The organism is Halorhabdus sp. SVX81, from assembly GCF_029207715.1.
Taxonomy (GTDB): Archaea; Halobacteriota; Halobacteria; order Halobacteriales; family Haloarculaceae; genus Halorhabdus.
In genome coordinates this window covers 444,096-458,826 of sequence record NZ_CP104322.1, presented here as the reverse complement: position 1 = coordinate 458,826, position 14,731 = coordinate 444,096, and the positions used below count along the sequence as shown (strand labels likewise).

Below are 14,731 nucleotides of genomic sequence, written 5' to 3'. Positions count from 1 at the left end.
ACCGGTCAGTCTTATGTGTTTTGGCTAGCCTAAAACAGTGAGAACGATCGGTGGATGACCGGCCGACGCCAGACCACCCCCGGGTCGAAGGGTTAACGGCCCGGCGAGTGAAGGCCGGGCCATGGACGAGAACCGACCACCGGACGAAGATTCGTCGAAGCGCGAACGCCCGCCTTACAAAGATCCGAATCGATCTACCGAAGCCCGCGTCGGGGATCTCCTTTCGCGCATGACGCCCGCGGAGAAAGTCGGCCAGCTCGTCGGCACGGCCCCGACACTCCGACCAGGTCGTGAAACCGTCTCGGGCATCGCCGAGGCTGTCACCGAGCACCACCTCGGCGCGGTCTCGCCGTTCGGTCACGGCGGCTCCCCCTGGGAGACCCCAGCGGAGTGCGTCGAGGTCGCGAATGCGCTCCAGCGGGAAGCCATCGAGAACACCAGACTCGGTATCCCGGTACTGTTCTACGTCGACGCCGACCACGGCCACGGGTTCGTGAAGGGGACCACCGTCTTCCCACATAACCTCGGCATGGCCGCAACCCGCGATCCCGCCCTCGTCGAAGCCGCGGCGGGCGTCACCGCGACCGAAGTCGCCGCGACCGGCGCACACCAGAACCTCAATCCGGTCGCCGACGTGGGGCGTGAGGCCCGCTGGGGCCGCATCTACGAGACCTTCGGCGAGAGTCCGCACCTTTGCGCGGCGATGAGCGCGGCGGCCGTCCGAGGCTACCAGGGCGATGACATCGGCGACGAGGGGAACGTCATCGCGACACCGAAGCACTTCCCCGCCTACAGCGATCCGGTCCGGGGCGAGGACGGCTCGCCGGTCGACGTCTCCGAGTACACCCTCCGGCGGGTGTTCCGACCGCCGTTCGAGGCTGCGATCGACGCCGGCGCGGGCTCGATCATGCCCGCGTACAACGAACTCAACGGGTATCCCGTCCACGGCTCGACGGAGTATCTGGAAGGCTGGCTCCGGGGAGAACTGGATTTCGATGGGTACGTCGTCTCGGACTGGAACGGCATCAACATGCTCCATCACGACCACCGGACCGCCCGCTCGATGGACGAAGCCGTCTGGCAGGCGACGACCGCCGGCGTCGACGTCGCGAGCGTCGGCGGGGTCGAACACGCCGAGCGCGTGCTCGATCTCCTCGAATCCGGGGATCTCTCAGCGGCGCGAATCGACGAGAGCGTCCGGCGCGTCCTCGAAGCGAAGTTCCGGCTGGGGCTGTTCGAGGATCCCTACGTCGACGAGGACCGGGTCGAGCAGGTCGGAACCGACGACCATCGCGCCGTCGCTCGCGAGGCCGCCCGCGAGTCGATGACGTTGCTCCGGAACGAAGACGACGTGCTCCCGCTCGATACAAGTCTCGACTCGATCGCTGTCCTCGGCCCGAACGCCGACAACCTCCGCAACCAGTTCGGTGGCTGGAGCACCATCTCCGAGCCCGAACCACCGGGGACGACCATTCGTGCGGGGATCGAACGGGCCGTTCCAGCCGAAACGACGGTCCGGTACGAACAGGGCGCGTCGATGACCGAGACCGTCGATCTCGACGCCGCGCGCGAGGCGGCGGACGCAAGCGAGGCCGCCGTGGTCGTCGTCGGCGAAACGGGCTACCGTCACGAGTTCCACCGTAGCGAGACCGACCGCGGCGAGTTCCCGACGCGCTCGCAACTCGAACTCCCCGAGGCACAGCGGGAGTTGCTCGGGGCAGTTCGGGAGACCGGGACGCCGACCGTCGCCGTCTTCGTCGCCGGCCGCCCGCTCGCCATGGAGTGGACGGCCGAACACGTGCCGGCGATCCTGTTCGCCTACCTGCCCGGCTCAGAGGGCGGGAACGCAGTCGCCGACGTGCTCTTCGGCGACGCGGACCCCGGCGGGTCGCTGCCGGTCTCGATCCCGCGGTCGGGTGGTCACCTGCCGACCCATTTCGACTACCGCCCACACCCCCATCCCATCGAAGGCAGCCCCCGCGAGGAGAACCCGCGCCCGCCGGAGCATCCCGAGACATACGATCCGCTGTTTCCATTCGGCCACGGCCTGAGTTACGCGGCCTTCGAGGCCGGCGAGCTGTCGGTGTCGACGGAGCGGGTCGGCCCGGAGGGAAGTCTCACGGCGACCATCGCGGTCGAAAACGTCAGCGACCGAGGGGGATCGACGACGCTGCACCTCTATGGAACCGACGAGTTCAGTTCCCGGGTGACGCCCGTCCGGGAACTGGTCGGGTTCCAGCGGGTCGAGCTAGCGGCCGGCGAGCGCACCGAAGTGACGTTCGAGGTCGATCCGGCAGCGTCGGGCGTCATACTGGAACGTGGCGAGCGGCGCGCCGAACCCGGCACGCTGAGGCTGTCGTGTGCTGGTGAATCCGTCGAGGTGGTCATCGAAGGTCGGTTCGGCCGGGAGGGCTGGAGGCGTCCCGACGAGGGATAGATTAATCCGGCCGCGATTCTGAGCCCCTGATATGCCGAAGGTTTCGATCTCACTGCCCGATCGAATCGAGAACGACATCAACCGCCTCGTCGAGCAAGGCGAGTTCGTCAACCGCGATCAGGCCGTCGAGGAGCTGCTGACGATGGGCGTCTCCGCGTACGACACGGGCGAGGACGAACCGGAAGTCGCCGCCGAAGACGACTTCTTCTCACAGACGGTCGAGGACCAGCAAGATCCCGCCCTCCACGACGACGATCCCGACGACGGCTACACCTTCTGACTGGGAGCGCTCGCTCCCGCTCGCCAATCAACAAGCGATAGTGACCGGTATGTCGCAAGCCTTATGTCCATGTCTGTACGTTAGTGTACGGTAATGGACGCCAGTGATGAAATAGCGCCTGACGTGCGATCGATCCTCTCGGCAGCGAGAGATCGTGGCGGCGCGTCGGGTACGGTAGACGTGACGCCGCGGTCCCTCGCTGACGCGTTCGATCGCGCCGAGCGCGACGGTCGGGTGCCGACGATCACGGAGGTCAAGCCAACGAGTCCGACCACGGAGGGCCGACACGACGGCGATCCGGTCGAGCTCGCAACGGCCATGGTCGAGAACGGGGCGGCGGCACTGTCGGTGCTGACCGAACCCGAGCACTTCGGGGGGTCGCCCGAAACGTTGCGGCGCGTCCGGGACGCCGTCGACGTGCCCGTCCTCCGGAAGGACTTCATCCTCCACGAGGCTCAACTCGACGTGGTCGAAGCCGATCTCGTCCTTCTCATCGTCCGGTTTCTCGAGGAGGACGGCACGGACGACCTCGAGGAACTGATCGACGCCGCGCGCGACCGCGGGTTTCAGGTACTCGTCGAGGCACACTCCCGATCGGAGGTTGCGGCCGCGGTCGACGCCGGCGCGGCGATCATCGGCGTGAACAACCGCGATCTGGCAAAACTCGACGTCGACCTCGAAACGTTCGAGTCAGTCGCGCCCGCAGTTCCCGACGACGTGACGCTGATCGCCGAGAGCGGGATCGAGACGCCGGCAGACGTCCGGCGGATGCGGGCGGCCGGTGCCGACGGGCTGTTGATCGGCTCGGCGATCATGGACGGCGACGTGGCGACGAACACGCAAGCACTTACCACACCGACGGAGACACACAACAATGACAACTGACGGAGCTGACGATCAATGACCATAGACGACACGAACGGACAATTCGGCGGCTACGGGGGCCAGTACGTCCCTGAGGCACTAATGCCCGCCATCGAGGAGCTTCGGGACGCCTACGAACGCTACGTGCTCGAAAACGAGGACGGGTTCATGAACGAACTCCGTGCCCATCTCGCGGACTTCGGCGGCCGGCCCACGCCGCTGCAGCGGGCCGACCAGCTGAGCGAGCGCTACGACACCGAGGTCTACCTCAAGCGCGAGGACTTGCTCCACGGCGGGGCACACAAACTCAACAACGCCCTCGGGCAGGTCCTGCTCGCGAAATACATGGGCAAGGAACGGATCATCGCCGAGACCGGCGCGGGCCAGCACGGCACGGCGACCGCGATGGCCGCCGCCCACCTCGACATGCCTGCTGAGATCTTCATGGGCGAAACCGACATCGAACGCCAGCGCCCCAACGTCTTCCGGATGGAACTCAACGGCGCAACGGTCACCCCCGTCACGACCGGCCGGGGGACCCTGAAGGAGGCCATCAGCGAGACGATGCGCGACTGGGCGACGAACGTCGAGGACACCCACTACGTCATCGGGTCGATCGTCGGGCCGGACCCGTTCCCCGAGATGGTCCGGGACTTCCAGTCGGTCATCGGCGACGAGGCCCACGAGCAGATCCTCGCGAAGACCGGCGATCCACCCGATTCGATCGTCGCGTGTGCCGGCGGCGGGTCGAACACGATGGGTGCCTTCCACGAATTCAGAGACAAGGAGGACGTCGACCTGATCGCCGTCGAGGCCGGCGGGTCCTCGCTTGAAGTCGACGAGGAGGCGGGCGTCGCACCCAACTCCGCCACCCTGTCGACAGGCGAGGAGGGCGTCCTCCACGGTGCTCGCACGAAACTCCTCCAGGACGAAGACGGCCAGATCATGGAGTCCCACAGCGTCTCGGCGGGGCTTGACTACTCGGGCGTCGGCCCGGAGCTCGCCTATCTCGTCGACGAGGGGCGCGTCGATGCGGTCAACGTCGACGACGAGGTCGCGCTCGAATCGTTCCACCGCGTCTCCCGGCTCGAAGGCGTCATTCCCGCCCTGGAAACCGCTCACGCTTTCGGGTATCTTGAGGAGAATCCCGACGCTGTCGGCGACGTGACCATCGTCAACGTCTCCGGGCGCGGTGACAAGGACTTAGAGACCGTCGTCGAGGAGACCAAAGCGCATGATCTCGATGTCGAGACCGCGTCGACCGTCCTCCAGGAGGCCGGAGAATGACCGCAAACAGCGAGATCGGGGCCGTCTTCGAGGCGGGCGAACCGGCGTTCATCCCGTATCTGGTGGCCGGCGATCCGGAGTACGAGGCCTCCCTGGAATATATCGAGGCCTTAGAACGCGGCGGCGCGGACGTCATCGAACTCGGCCTGCCGTTCTCGGAACCGATCGCCGAGGGGCCGACGATCCAGAACGCGATCGTCCGGTCGCTGGAAGGCGGGATGACGTCCGATCGTTTCTTTTCGTTCGTCGAGGAGTTGGACGTCGAGATCCCGCTGGTCTGTATGACCTATTATAACCTGATTTATCAATACGGTAGTGAGTCAGGGCCCCGACCGTTCGTCGAACGGGCCGCCGAGGCGGGCATCGCGGGACTGGTCGTCCCGGACCTGCCGGCCGAGGAGGCCGACCCGTTGCGGGACGCCTGTGACGAATACGGGCTGGATCTGGTCTTCATCGTCGCGCCGACGACCCGTGGCGACCGCCTCGAAACCATCATGGAGCAGGTCTCGGGGTACGTCTACGTCCAGGCCCGTCTCGGGACGACGGGCGCGCGCGAGGACGTCAGCGACCAGACCGACGAAAGCCTCGCGCGCCTCGCCGAGTGGGACGTCCCGAAGGCCGTCGGCTTCGGCATCAAAACCGGCGAGCACGCGGAACGGATCGTCTCGGCCGGTGCTGACGGGATCATCGTCGGGAGCGCCCTGGTCGACATCGTCGCCGAGGGGGCCGAAAGCGGCGAATCGGCCGATGCGGTTGCTGATCGGCTCGAAGCGAAGGCCCGGGAACTCAAAGATGGCGCGTTGCGGGGCGCGCCGTCGGCAGCAGTCGAGGACTGATCACCGGAGTGTGACGACGAGGACGACCGCGCCGACCAACAGGAGGCCGAGCGCGGCGACGGGCTGACCGCCGGCCATCACGCGATACGCGGCGTAGCCGAGTCCGGTCCCTGCAGTTCCGACGAGCGTGTTCAGCGTCACGTGAGTGAGTTCGATCCGGAGCGTCTTCGCGTCCGGACCGAGTTGCTCACCGATCGTGATCCCGTACCGGCCAGCGTCCCACGCGAGGACGGCGAGGAGTGTACTGACGAGGAGTGGTTCCGGCGGCGCGCCCTGGAACCCGCCGATCAGGACACCGAGGAGAATCACCAGCGCGCCGTAGCCGACATACGTCCGGGATCCGTGTATCGCGCCGAGGCCGACGAGTAGCGTTCCGAACAGGCCGACGGCGACCAGCGCCGGCGTCACCATCGTGAGCGCCCCCAGGAACGCGAATCCGGTCGCGATAGCGACGCTGGCGCGCGCGGGGGTGCGATCGATCCCGCCGCCGGCATGCTCCACGCCGTCGTTCGCCGCGTCACCTTGACTGTCGGCGGTCGATCCGTCACCGCGTACACCACCGAGGCCGGGCGACGTAGGGAGACTCATGCCGACCACCGTACCTGCGCGCGGGCGAGCGCCGCCGCGAAGGACTCCCCGTCGCGCCAGTCGAGCACTCGGATCCCCTCGCCACGAAGGCCGTCCAGGCGATCCGCGCGTTCCATGCGTGCGAGCTCGCGGATCGGCGTGTCGTCAGTCGTCGGATCGGGGCTCACCATCGTCACGAGCTGCCCGTGAGCGTCGAGCCGGCGGGCGACGGTCGGGACGTACCCGTCACAGCACGGCGAGAGGATGAACACCTGTGTGTCCGGGGAGAGCCGACGGCGGAGCCGGGTGACCTGCCGGTCCTTGAGTTGCTCGCGGCGGTCGTCGCGGATCGTCTCGTACAGTCCCTCATCGGGCGGGATCGGTGAGAGCGCTGGATGGGAATTCAGCAATGCACGGCCGTGAGCGCGGTGTTCGTCGCCGGCCCCGGGCGACAGCCAGCACTCCTCACTGGCCGGGCCGAGCGTCGTCACACCGACGCGGTCGCCCGTGTCGAGCAAGGCGGCGAAGACGCGGTTGGCCGCGTCGACGCTCCGCTCGACGGCGTGATACGCCCCCGGTTCCGGCGCACGATAGGCGGCCTGCCGGGTGTCGATCACCAGCATGACCGTCGCGGCGCGTTCCTCGCGATATTCGAGCGTGCCGAGCCCCCCGGTCTTGGCGTGGCGACGCCAGTCGATCCGCGAGAGCGGATCGCTCGACCGGTACTCCCGCGTCGAGAAGAACTCCACGCCCGATCCACCCTCGTCCGTGTCGACGCGCCCGACGTACGGCGTCGTCAACCCCCGAAGTGGGAGTTGCTCACTGGTGAGCGCCGGGAGCGAACAGGACAGCGTCGTGGGGGCGTCGACGGTCGTCTCGCGTTCGACAGCCCCGCTCGGATCCGCGACCGTGACCTGCGCGGGTCGCCAGTTGTGCTCGCCGCGGGTCGCGGTCACCGTATAGGCGTAGGTCACGCCCTCGTCGGGCCGAAGCACCGCGCCGTGGCGTGGCGTGCCGTCGGTGACGTCGAGCGCCGGCGGCACGCCGTCGACGACCCGCACGTCGGTGAGAACGCCTGCCCCCTCGTTTCGGATCTCGACGGTAACGGTGACGTCCTCGCCCGGTTCCGGACTGTCGGGTTCGAGTCGCCGGCGGATCGACAGCGTCGACTCGCCGGTGTCGGGATCACGGACCTCGAGGGGGTCGGCGCTACGGGCGTACCCCGTAAAGACCGCACCGACGACGCCGGCGAGCAACAAGGCGGGCTCCCGGAGGACGATCCCGAGACCGCCGAAGACGAACGCGACCGCGCCCACGCCGGTCCAGTGCCCGGTCAGGTGATCGACGACGCGAGCCTCGCTCCCCGCCGCCGGACCAGGGCGGGCCGATCGCGACCGGCGGTCGCCGGCGTCATCCTCGCGGGCGGGCGTCATCGCGATCCCTCCGCGCGGAGCTCCCGCAGGGCGGCGATCACGTGTCGGCGTGCCCGCTCCTCGGTTGACGTTCGACGCATCAGCCCGCGGAGCTGGGTCGTGATCGGCAACTGGACGCGCTCGTTCCCGAGGTACGCAGCCGCGAACTGATCGTCCGTCCAGGTTCCATCCTCGACCTGCGCTCTCACGTCGGCCTTCGAGCAATCCCGAGCGTCCATCAGCGAGACGACGACGCGCCGCCGGAGGCGATCTTTCAGCTCGGATTCGGCGAGGTCGGCGAGTTCGTCGCCCGGGACGGGGACCCGGTAGCCGGACTCGGTGGAGGCGGGCCGCCACCGGTCGCCGGTCGTGGCGTGACGGTCGGCGAGTTCCAGACCGCCGAGGACCGTCACCACGAGTCCGAACACCAGGACGACGACGTAGCTGTACTGGCCCAGGATGGCCAGCGGGGAAGCGTCGACGGCTACCAGCGCGAACCCGACCAGGACGGCGGCCAGGCCACCCAGCTGTGCCGGGCGCCAGTTCATCCGTTCGCACCCCCCGAAGGGTCGCCGCTCGTCCCATCGGCATGAGCAGTCTCGATCCGCCGGAGCGCCGCGACGGCACGCTCCTCCCGGCCGTCCGGATCGCGTTCGCCGTATCGAACCTCCGCGAACAGCCGCGTGAGTTCCGCGACATCGTCCGGACGCATCCCCGCCGCGACCGCCGCCGCCTCGAACTCCTCTGGCGTCGTGGTCTCGGGCTCCGAAACCGGGAGGTGGCGGACCATCTCGTGCCACGCGCGATACACTTCGTTGTCGACGTCGGTCCGGGACTCGATACGATCCGCGGCGTCGCCCGCCGCCTCGCCGACCGCCTGGAGGTCGGGTTCGGCCGCCGGCGTGGCCGGTTCCTCGACGTCGATCGAATCGCCGGTCCCGGTCCGGACGAACAGGAAGACGAGCGTGCCGCCGAGTGCGAGCGCCAGGCCGCCCAGCACGGCTGGAAGCGGCGGGGTCCACCACGGGATGGAGAGCGAATCCGCAGGTGAAACTGGGGTCCGCTCGGGCGCCTCGGGCGGGCCCCCGCTCGGGTCCGGTGTCAGCGCCGGCCCGGACGCATTGGAGGGAGTGTCCGTCGGCAACTGCCCGGAGTCCAGCGTCGCGGCGGCGGCACCCAGCGCGAGCACGACGAGGGCGAGCACGACGATCGTGGGGAGGCGATCACGTGACATTGGCGGGGGAGTGACGGGTGGGTTACCCCGTGGTCAGCGCATCGACGTCCGAGACCGTCGGGACGGGAATCGAGTCGACGACGTCAACGAGGATGTCGCGCTTGTCGACGTTCTCGACCGTCGCGTCGGGCGTGAGGACGAGTCGGTGGGCGAGGACGGCGGGCGCGATCGTCTTCACGTCGCTCGGCGTGACGTATTCGCGCCCCTCGATGACGGCACGGGCGCGGGCGGCTTCGAGGAGTCGCTGGGTGCCGCGCGGCGAGACGCCGACCCGGACCTGTGGCTGATCGCGGGTCGCCTGTGCGATGTCGGTCATGTAGGCGATGAGGTCGTCGGTGACGGTGACCGCCTCGGGGAGGGACTGGATGGCCGTCACCCGATCCGGTCCGAGGACCTGCTCGACCGAGGGGGTCTTTTCGGCCCGGTCGGTGCGTCGCCGCAGGAGCGTCCGCTCGGCCGCCGGGTCGGGATAGCCGATGGTCGTCTTCACGATGAAGCGGTCGATCTGGGCCTCCGGGAGTGGGAACGTCCCCTCACTCTCGACGGGGTTCTGGGTCGCGATCACGAAGAACGGTTCGGGCAGATCCCGGGTCGTCCCGTCGGTCGTCACCTGGCCCTCGGACATGGCCTCAAGCAGCGCGGCCTGGGTCTTCGGCGGGGCGCGGTTGATCTCGTCGGCCAGGACGACGTTGGCGAAGATCGGGCCGGCGCGGAACTCGAAGTCCTTGGCCTGTTCGTCGTAGATGTGCGACCCGGTCACGTCCGCCGGGAGGAGGTCGGGCGTGAACTGGATCCTGGTAAAGGAGAGGCCGAGGGCCTCGGCCATGCTCCGTGCGGTCAGGGTCTTGCCCGTGCCGGGGACGTCTTCGAGGAGGACGTGGCCGCGGGCGAGGACGCCGGTCAGGACGGTTTCGAGGAACTCCCGGTCCGCGATCACCGTCTCTTCCATCGCGTCCAGGACATCACTACAGCGTGCGCTTGCGTCGGAGATGTCAGGTGAGGGCATTGGATTTCGGTCTCCGTGCGGGTGTTCGGTCGGGTGAAATTCCGGGGCAGTGAAACCTCTTTTGGTAGGTGGACGGGTGCTCGATCGTGCCGATCACGCGCCGGGACAGCCGCCCGGCCAGGTCTCGCCGGTGATCTCGGGGACTGCGACCTGGACAGGCTCGCCGTACTCCTCATAGTCGATCATCACGTTCGCGGTCGCCTCGCCGCCATTCCCCGATATCTTGAGTTGCAGGAGCGACCGAACCGGCCGGGACGTCTCCCGATCGACCCACAGCTTCGTCGTGATGTTCTCGACGGTCGCGTCGGCGTTCGCGAGGTCGGTCTGGCTCTCACCGGGCAGCGACGAGACCGTCTCCTGGGTGGGATAGGCGACGATGACCGAGGTCTCGTGCCCGTCGATCGTGGCCGTGCCGTCCCAGTAAACGTTCGTCCGGTTGAATATCTCGACCTGTCGGCCCAGCGGCGTCAACGTTAGCCACTCGACGTCGGTCGACTGGTTCTGGACGCCCCACCCGGTCCACGGGCTCGGACACTTCGTGTAGGCAGTGCGATTTCGAAGGTAGGTGGTGGCGCTCCGGCCTCGGACGGTCGTGTGCATTTCCATCAGCCGGGCCGTCCGGTTAGCGACGCCGTCGGCGTCGGCGGCAATCGATTCCGATCGCCCCTCGGCTGACGCCGAGACGCCAACGTCCATCGACATGCGATACGTATCAACGTCGGCGAGGGCGTCGACCGTCTCGTTTCTGACTTCGAGGGCGCGGTCGTCGCTCGGCGGCTGACTATCACCGAGTATGCCACACCCTGCGAGGGCGATCAGGGCAACCAGGAGGGCAGCGGGGACTGCACGATGCATACGTTGGGGTGTGGTCAGACGATAGCTAATAAATCTTGCTGTATTGAAAGAACGGGCGATAGCCCTTCGAGGACGCCGGGACCGGAACGCCCATTACCGTCACTTGCCACAGCATCACACAATGACTGCCGGGAAAGACGCACGCCTGACACGCATTGGTACAGGGGGCCGATATCTCGTCGTTCCGATGGACCATGGCCTGACGATGGGGCCTGTAACAGGGCTCGAAGATCTCGAATCGACCGTCGAAGGGATCACGCGCGGTGGGGCCGACGCCGTCCTGACCCAGAAAGGCGTCGCCGACCGCGTCCACGGCAACCTGAACGGCGCGGGCTACATCGTCCATCTCAACGGCTCGACGACGATCGGTCCCGACGAGGAAGACAAACGCAAGACTGGAACCGTCGAGGACGCCGTTCGGGCCGGGGCCGACGCCGTCTCCTTTCATATCAACGTCGGCAGCGAATACGAGCCCGACCAGCTCACCCAGCTCGCCGAAGTGACGAGCGAGGCCGATCGCCTCGGGATGCCCGTGCTCGCGATGGCCTATGCCCGCGGCGACGGCATCGACGAGTCGGATCCCGATTCCCTGGCTCACGCCGTCCGGCTCGCCGAAGAAGTCGGTGCCGACGTGATCAAAACGGCCTACAGCGGCGACGCGGACTCCTTTGAACGGGTCGCCGCCGCATCGGCCAAGCCAGTCGTCATCGCGGGTGGCTCGAAAGGAACCGACAAAGAGACCCTGGAAATGGTTCGCGGCGCGATTGACGGGGGCGCGGCCGGTATCTCGATGGGGCGGTCGATCTTCCAGCACGAAGATCCCGAGGCGATCACTCGCGCCATCTCGGCGGTCGTTCACGACGATGCCAGGGTCGACGAAGCGGTCGAAACCGCCGGCCTCAGCGTCGACGCTTGAAAGCGTGTCTGCAGCCGGGAGACTGTCCTGAAACAGGTTCGAGCGAGCCGGACCGCCGAATCCGCCACGTTCAAGCCGGCCCGGAGCGAGCGTGGACACATGACACGCTCCGTCTGGCTCAAGGCCGACGATTCGGTCGGCGACTGGGAAGCGCGCAAGCGACGCATCACCGCCGGCCTCGAAGCCGGCGTCGACTGGGTACTCGTCGACGAACACGACGTCGAACGCGTCCGCGAGCTCGGAGACATCAACGTCGCCGCCTTCGCCGGCGACGACGTCCACGTCATGGACGCCGAGGGGACGGCCGAGTCGACCGCCGACGCAGTGATCGTCGGCAAGGACGGCGAGGGCGACGGCACGGTCGGACTCCCCTCTGATTTCTCGGGATCGGCCGATCTCTCCGCGCTCCGGAGCGGCGGGGCAAACGGGGGATACGTCCGCATCTTCGACGAGGACTACGAGGCCTTCGCCGAGGCAGTCGCCGAGGCCGCCGACTACACGATGGTCGTTGCCGACGACTGGCAGATCATCCCCCTGGAAAATCTCATCGCCCGCGTCGGCGAGGAGACGGAACTGATCGCGGGTGTCCAGACCGCCGAGGACGCCCGCACGGCCTACGAAACGCTGGAGATCGGTGCCGACGCCGTCCTGCTGGACACCGACAACCCCGACGAGATCCGCGAAACCGTGGAAGTGCGGGACGCCGTCGGTCGGGAGACCCTCGACCTGGAGTACGCCGAGATCACGGCGATCGAACAGACCGGCTCGGCCGACCGGGTCTGTGTGGATACGGGATCGATCATGGATCACGACGAGGGGATGCTGGTGGGCTCGATGGCCCGTGGCCTCTTTTTCGTCCACGCCGAGACCGCCGAGTCGCCGTACGTCGCCTCCCGGCCCTTCCGGGTCAACGCCGGCGCGGTCCATGCTTACGCCCGGACGCCGGGTGGCGAGACGACGTACCTCTCGGAACTCGCGAGCGGTGACGAGGTCCAGGTCGTCGATCGGGATGGCAATACCCGCGAGGCGATCGTCGGCCGGGCGAAGATCGAGAAGCGCCCCATGTTCCGGATTCAGGCCGAAACAGCGGGGGGCGACCGGATCGAGACGCTACTGCAGAACGCCGAGACGATCAAGGTCGCCACACCGGACGGCCGGATCGCCGTGACGGACCTGGAAGTCGGCGACGAGGTCCTGGTCTACCACGAGGACACGGCCCGGCACTTCGGCGAGGCCGTCGAGGAGAGCATCATCGAGAAATAGCGATTCTCCGTCTCTTGGCGTTGGTCGTCTCTCCGGCGGGACCGGACCTATCTCTCGATATCCGCATCCGAGCGCTCCGCCGCGTTCGAATCCGATTCCGCCTCGTCCGTGTCTTGGAGTTCCGTCGCACACCACGGGCAGAACGTGAGGTCGTCGTCTTCGTCGGCCAGATCGTGGCCACATTCGGGACACTGCCGGCCGGACTCGATGGCCTCCTCACGGGTACTCTGGCGCGCGAGGACGTACGCGTCGATCACGTTGAGAACACGAAGGCCGACGATCAGCAGGGACGCGTTTCGGGGGATGTTCCGGCTGGCCTGCATGATCGCGTCGTAGGAGGTCTCCTGAGGGATGATCTCCGGCGGGATCACCAACCAGGCGGTGGCGAATAGGAGGACGAGCCACAGCCCCGTCCGGATCCACTCCCGCAGGTAGACGTGGCCCAATCCCGGGAATACCACCGACAGCGCGATCGCCAGCCACGGGCGCTTTGCCGACGCAGTCTCAGTCACTGCCTTGACTGTATGGTCGACCGGACGTAAACCTGACTAAGCCCTCTCGTGGCACTCACTGGCTATCGAGTTCGGCGACGAGATCGGCGAGCGTCGCGAGATCGTACTGCCCAGGGGCGGTCGCCGCGTCGGGGTCGACCGGCGCGTAGCCGATCCGGGAGCCATACAGCGGGGCGACCGCCCGGGAGTGGCGGCCGGCCTCGCCCATCGCCATCGTCGCCACGGTGTGGCCTTCGACGGTGGCCGCCCGCGTCGCCACCAGCAGGTCCAGCACGTCGTCGGGCGTCTCGGCGGTGACGGCGAGTTTGCCCACGTCGCCGTACTCACAAGCGTCCCGAAGCGTTTCCTGAAGGTCGCCCATCGGCGGCGTCGCCTCGAAGTCGTGCGTGGAGACAATCACGCGAACCTCGTGCTCGCGGGCGGTCTCGATCAATGCGTCGGCGTCACCCTCACGCGCGGTCGCGAGTTCGACGTCGACGGCCGCGACGGCGTCGTCGGTGACGGCCGCTTCGAGCGCGGCGAGGCGACCGGCGTCCGCGGCCTCGCCGCCCTCCCACTCGGGGCGGTTGGTCACGAGCAGCGGCAATTCGCCGTCGTAGTTCGAGAGTTGTGTGAGCGGCTCCCCGGCCATGTCCATCCGGAACTCGACCAGATCGGCGTGCTCGCGGGCGGCCGGTTCCTCGCCGAGGTCAGCCGTCGCGGCCGCCAGGCGGAACGAGTCGAAGTGCATACCGGGCGTCGGTGGCCGCGGGGCAAAAGCACCCCGCCTCGGACAGCGCTGAGATGGTCCGCTGATCCAAATCAGCGAACGTCGCCGGCAACAAGTTAGCAGGACCGACCGGACCACGGGAGACACGCCACCGTCGCCACCATTACAGCTATTACAATCGATTACGTACGTTACGGTATGCCGATCAACATCAAACGATTCGAGGAGAGTCCACCCGGAGAACTCCGGGCCGGCGGGCCGACAAACGCGGAGGCGATCCTTTCGTTTCTGGCGTCGTCCCCGGAGCAGGCGTACACGCCGAAGGAGATCCACGAGGCGACCGACGTCAAGCGGGGGAGCGTCGGGGTCGTCCTCTCCCGTCTCGAGGAGCGTGGGCTCGTCCGACACCGGGGCGATTACTGGGCGATCACCGAGGAGGCCGATGTCGAGAAGACGCTGAGTGCGATGTCGACCGCGCGAGCAGCCTCGGATCGGCTCGGTGCAGAGGATCCCGACGAGTGGGGCCCCGGCGTCGATTCGGACGACGAGTGAG

16 protein-coding genes are annotated in these 14,731 nt (G+C 67.6%); 8 read left to right on the top strand and 8 right to left on the bottom strand.

All coding sequences use genetic code 11. From position 1 onward, the window contains the following. Nucleotides 1–121 precede the first annotated feature (121 nt). From SVXhr_RS02250 to trpA, 5 genes are all read left to right on the top strand, one after another. Nucleotides 122–2,437: a glycoside hydrolase family 3 N-terminal domain-containing protein gene (locus SVXhr_RS02250; protein WP_275739040.1), complete on the top strand. Its 2,316-nt coding sequence runs from the start codon at nucleotides 122–124 to the stop codon at nucleotides 2,435–2,437. A gap of 31 nt (nucleotides 2,438–2,468) precedes the next feature. After that, nucleotides 2,469–2,717, top strand: a complete 249-nt coding sequence (locus SVXhr_RS02245) for a ribbon-helix-helix domain-containing protein (protein WP_275739039.1) — start codon at nucleotides 2,469–2,471, stop codon at nucleotides 2,715–2,717. Nucleotides 2,718–2,810: 93 nt separating this feature from the next. After that, on the top strand, nucleotides 2,811–3,602 hold the full coding sequence (gene trpC / locus SVXhr_RS02240; protein WP_275739038.1) for an indole-3-glycerol phosphate synthase: 792 nt from the start codon (nucleotides 2,811–2,813) through the stop codon (nucleotides 3,600–3,602). A gap of 15 nt (nucleotides 3,603–3,617) precedes the next feature. Further along, entirely contained in the window at nucleotides 3,618–4,868 is a 1,251-nt protein-coding gene (gene trpB, locus SVXhr_RS02235; protein ID WP_275739037.1) for a tryptophan synthase subunit beta, read from the top strand. After that, on the top strand, nucleotides 4,865–5,704 hold the full coding sequence (gene trpA, locus SVXhr_RS02230; protein WP_275739036.1) for a tryptophan synthase subunit alpha: 840 nt from the start codon (nucleotides 4,865–4,867) through the stop codon (nucleotides 5,702–5,704). The genes trpB and trpA overlap by 4 nt, the downstream gene beginning before the upstream one ends. On the opposite strand, the gene SVXhr_RS02225 is transcribed toward trpA, so the two are convergent. From SVXhr_RS02225 to SVXhr_RS02200, 6 genes are all read right to left on the bottom strand, one after another. After that, complete coding sequence (locus SVXhr_RS02225) at nucleotides 5,705–6,292, bottom strand: hypothetical protein (protein ID WP_275739035.1); 588 nt, start codon at nucleotides 6,290–6,292, stop codon at nucleotides 5,705–5,707. Continuing rightward, on the bottom strand, nucleotides 6,289–7,704 hold the full coding sequence (locus SVXhr_RS02220) for a DUF58 domain-containing protein (RefSeq protein ID WP_275739034.1): 1,416 nt from the start codon (nucleotides 7,702–7,704) through the stop codon (nucleotides 6,289–6,291). Before SVXhr_RS02220 ends, SVXhr_RS02225 begins: the two co-directional genes overlap by 4 nt. Beyond that, nucleotides 7,701–8,231 (bottom strand): hypothetical protein, encoded by a 531-nt coding sequence (locus SVXhr_RS02215; RefSeq protein WP_275739033.1) that lies wholly within the window; start codon nucleotides 8,229–8,231, stop codon nucleotides 7,701–7,703. The genes SVXhr_RS02220 and SVXhr_RS02215 overlap by 4 nt, the downstream gene beginning before the upstream one ends. Then, on the bottom strand, nucleotides 8,228–8,917 hold the full coding sequence (locus SVXhr_RS02210; protein ID WP_275739032.1) for a DUF4129 domain-containing protein: 690 nt from the start codon (nucleotides 8,915–8,917) through the stop codon (nucleotides 8,228–8,230). Before SVXhr_RS02210 ends, SVXhr_RS02215 begins: the two co-directional genes overlap by 4 nt. A gap of 22 nt (nucleotides 8,918–8,939) precedes the next feature. Next, nucleotides 8,940–9,923: a MoxR family ATPase gene (locus SVXhr_RS02205; protein ID WP_275739031.1), complete on the bottom strand. Its 984-nt coding sequence runs from the start codon at nucleotides 9,921–9,923 to the stop codon at nucleotides 8,940–8,942. Nucleotides 9,924–10,016: 93 nt separating this feature from the next. Then, nucleotides 10,017–10,778, bottom strand: a complete 762-nt coding sequence (locus SVXhr_RS02200) for a hypothetical protein (RefSeq protein ID WP_275739030.1) — start codon at nucleotides 10,776–10,778, stop codon at nucleotides 10,017–10,019. 121 nt (nucleotides 10,779–10,899) lie between these two features. Here SVXhr_RS02200 and SVXhr_RS02195 point away from each other — a divergent pair, with 121 nt between their 5' ends. Together SVXhr_RS02195 and SVXhr_RS02190 are read left to right on the top strand one after the other, a co-directional pair. Beyond that, the gene (locus SVXhr_RS02195; protein WP_275739029.1) at nucleotides 10,900–11,694 is read left to right on the top strand and encodes a 2-amino-3,7-dideoxy-D-threo-hept-6-ulosonate synthase; all 795 of its coding nucleotides are present in this window, start codon (nucleotides 10,900–10,902) and stop codon (nucleotides 11,692–11,694) included. 99 nt (nucleotides 11,695–11,793) lie between these two features. Further along, nucleotides 11,794–12,957 (top strand): 3-dehydroquinate synthase II, encoded by a 1,164-nt coding sequence (locus SVXhr_RS02190; RefSeq protein WP_275739028.1) that lies wholly within the window; start codon nucleotides 11,794–11,796, stop codon nucleotides 12,955–12,957. A 47-nt stretch (nucleotides 12,958–13,004) separates the two neighbouring features. Here SVXhr_RS02190 and SVXhr_RS02185 read toward each other — a convergent pair whose 3' ends face one another. Both SVXhr_RS02185 and SVXhr_RS02180 read right to left on the bottom strand, forming a co-directional pair. Beyond that, nucleotides 13,005–13,469, bottom strand: coding sequence for a zinc ribbon domain-containing protein (locus SVXhr_RS02185; protein ID WP_275739027.1), 465 nt, complete (start codon nucleotides 13,467–13,469; stop codon nucleotides 13,005–13,007). Nucleotides 13,470–13,524: 55 nt separating this feature from the next. Further along, complete coding sequence (locus SVXhr_RS02180) at nucleotides 13,525–14,199, bottom strand: type I 3-dehydroquinate dehydratase (protein ID WP_275739026.1); 675 nt, start codon at nucleotides 14,197–14,199, stop codon at nucleotides 13,525–13,527. Between the two features lie 177 nt (nucleotides 14,200–14,376). Here SVXhr_RS02180 and SVXhr_RS02175 point away from each other — a divergent pair, with 177 nt between their 5' ends. Further along, a complete protein-coding gene (locus tag SVXhr_RS02175) occupies nucleotides 14,377–14,730 on the top strand; it encodes a helix-turn-helix domain-containing protein (RefSeq protein WP_275739025.1) in 354 nt (117 codons plus the stop codon). The last annotated feature ends 1 nt before the right edge of the window (nucleotide 14,731 follow it).

What these genes read in the sequence shown, in the direction of transcription:
- SVXhr_RS02175 (WP_275739025.1), top strand. Translation starts at nt 14,377, where the DNA reads ATGCCGATCAACATCAAACGATTCGAGGAGAGTCCACCCGGAGAACTC.
- SVXhr_RS02250 (WP_275739040.1), top strand. Translation starts at nt 122, where the DNA reads ATGGACGAGAACCGACCACCGGACGAAGATTCGTCGAAGCGCGAACGC.
- trpA (WP_275739036.1), top strand. Translation starts at nt 4,865, where the DNA reads ATGACCGCAAACAGCGAGATCGGGGCCGTCTTCGAGGCGGGCGAACCG.
- SVXhr_RS02180 (WP_275739026.1), bottom strand. Translation starts at nt 14,199, where the DNA reads ATGCACTTCGACTCGTTCCGCCTGGCGGCCGCGACGGCTGACCTCGGC.
- SVXhr_RS02205 (WP_275739031.1), bottom strand. Translation starts at nt 9,923, where the DNA reads ATGCCCTCACCTGACATCTCCGACGCAAGCGCACGCTGTAGTGATGTC.
- SVXhr_RS02200 (WP_275739030.1), bottom strand. Translation starts at nt 10,778, where the DNA reads ATGCATCGTGCAGTCCCCGCTGCCCTCCTGGTTGCCCTGATCGCCCTC.
- SVXhr_RS02245 (WP_275739039.1), top strand. Translation starts at nt 2,469, where the DNA reads ATGCCGAAGGTTTCGATCTCACTGCCCGATCGAATCGAGAACGACATC.
- trpB (WP_275739037.1), top strand. Translation starts at nt 3,618, where the DNA reads ATGACCATAGACGACACGAACGGACAATTCGGCGGCTACGGGGGCCAG.
- SVXhr_RS02220 (WP_275739034.1), bottom strand. Translation starts at nt 7,704, where the DNA reads ATGACGCCCGCCCGCGAGGATGACGCCGGCGACCGCCGGTCGCGATCG.
- SVXhr_RS02190 (WP_275739028.1), top strand. Translation starts at nt 11,794, where the DNA reads ATGACACGCTCCGTCTGGCTCAAGGCCGACGATTCGGTCGGCGACTGG.
- SVXhr_RS02195 (WP_275739029.1), top strand. Translation starts at nt 10,900, where the DNA reads ATGACTGCCGGGAAAGACGCACGCCTGACACGCATTGGTACAGGGGGC.
- trpC (WP_275739038.1), top strand. Translation starts at nt 2,811, where the DNA reads ATGGACGCCAGTGATGAAATAGCGCCTGACGTGCGATCGATCCTCTCG.
- SVXhr_RS02210 (WP_275739032.1), bottom strand. Translation starts at nt 8,917, where the DNA reads ATGTCACGTGATCGCCTCCCCACGATCGTCGTGCTCGCCCTCGTCGTG.
- SVXhr_RS02215 (WP_275739033.1), bottom strand. Translation starts at nt 8,231, where the DNA reads ATGAACTGGCGCCCGGCACAGCTGGGTGGCCTGGCCGCCGTCCTGGTC.
- SVXhr_RS02225 (WP_275739035.1), bottom strand. Translation starts at nt 6,292, where the DNA reads ATGAGTCTCCCTACGTCGCCCGGCCTCGGTGGTGTACGCGGTGACGGA.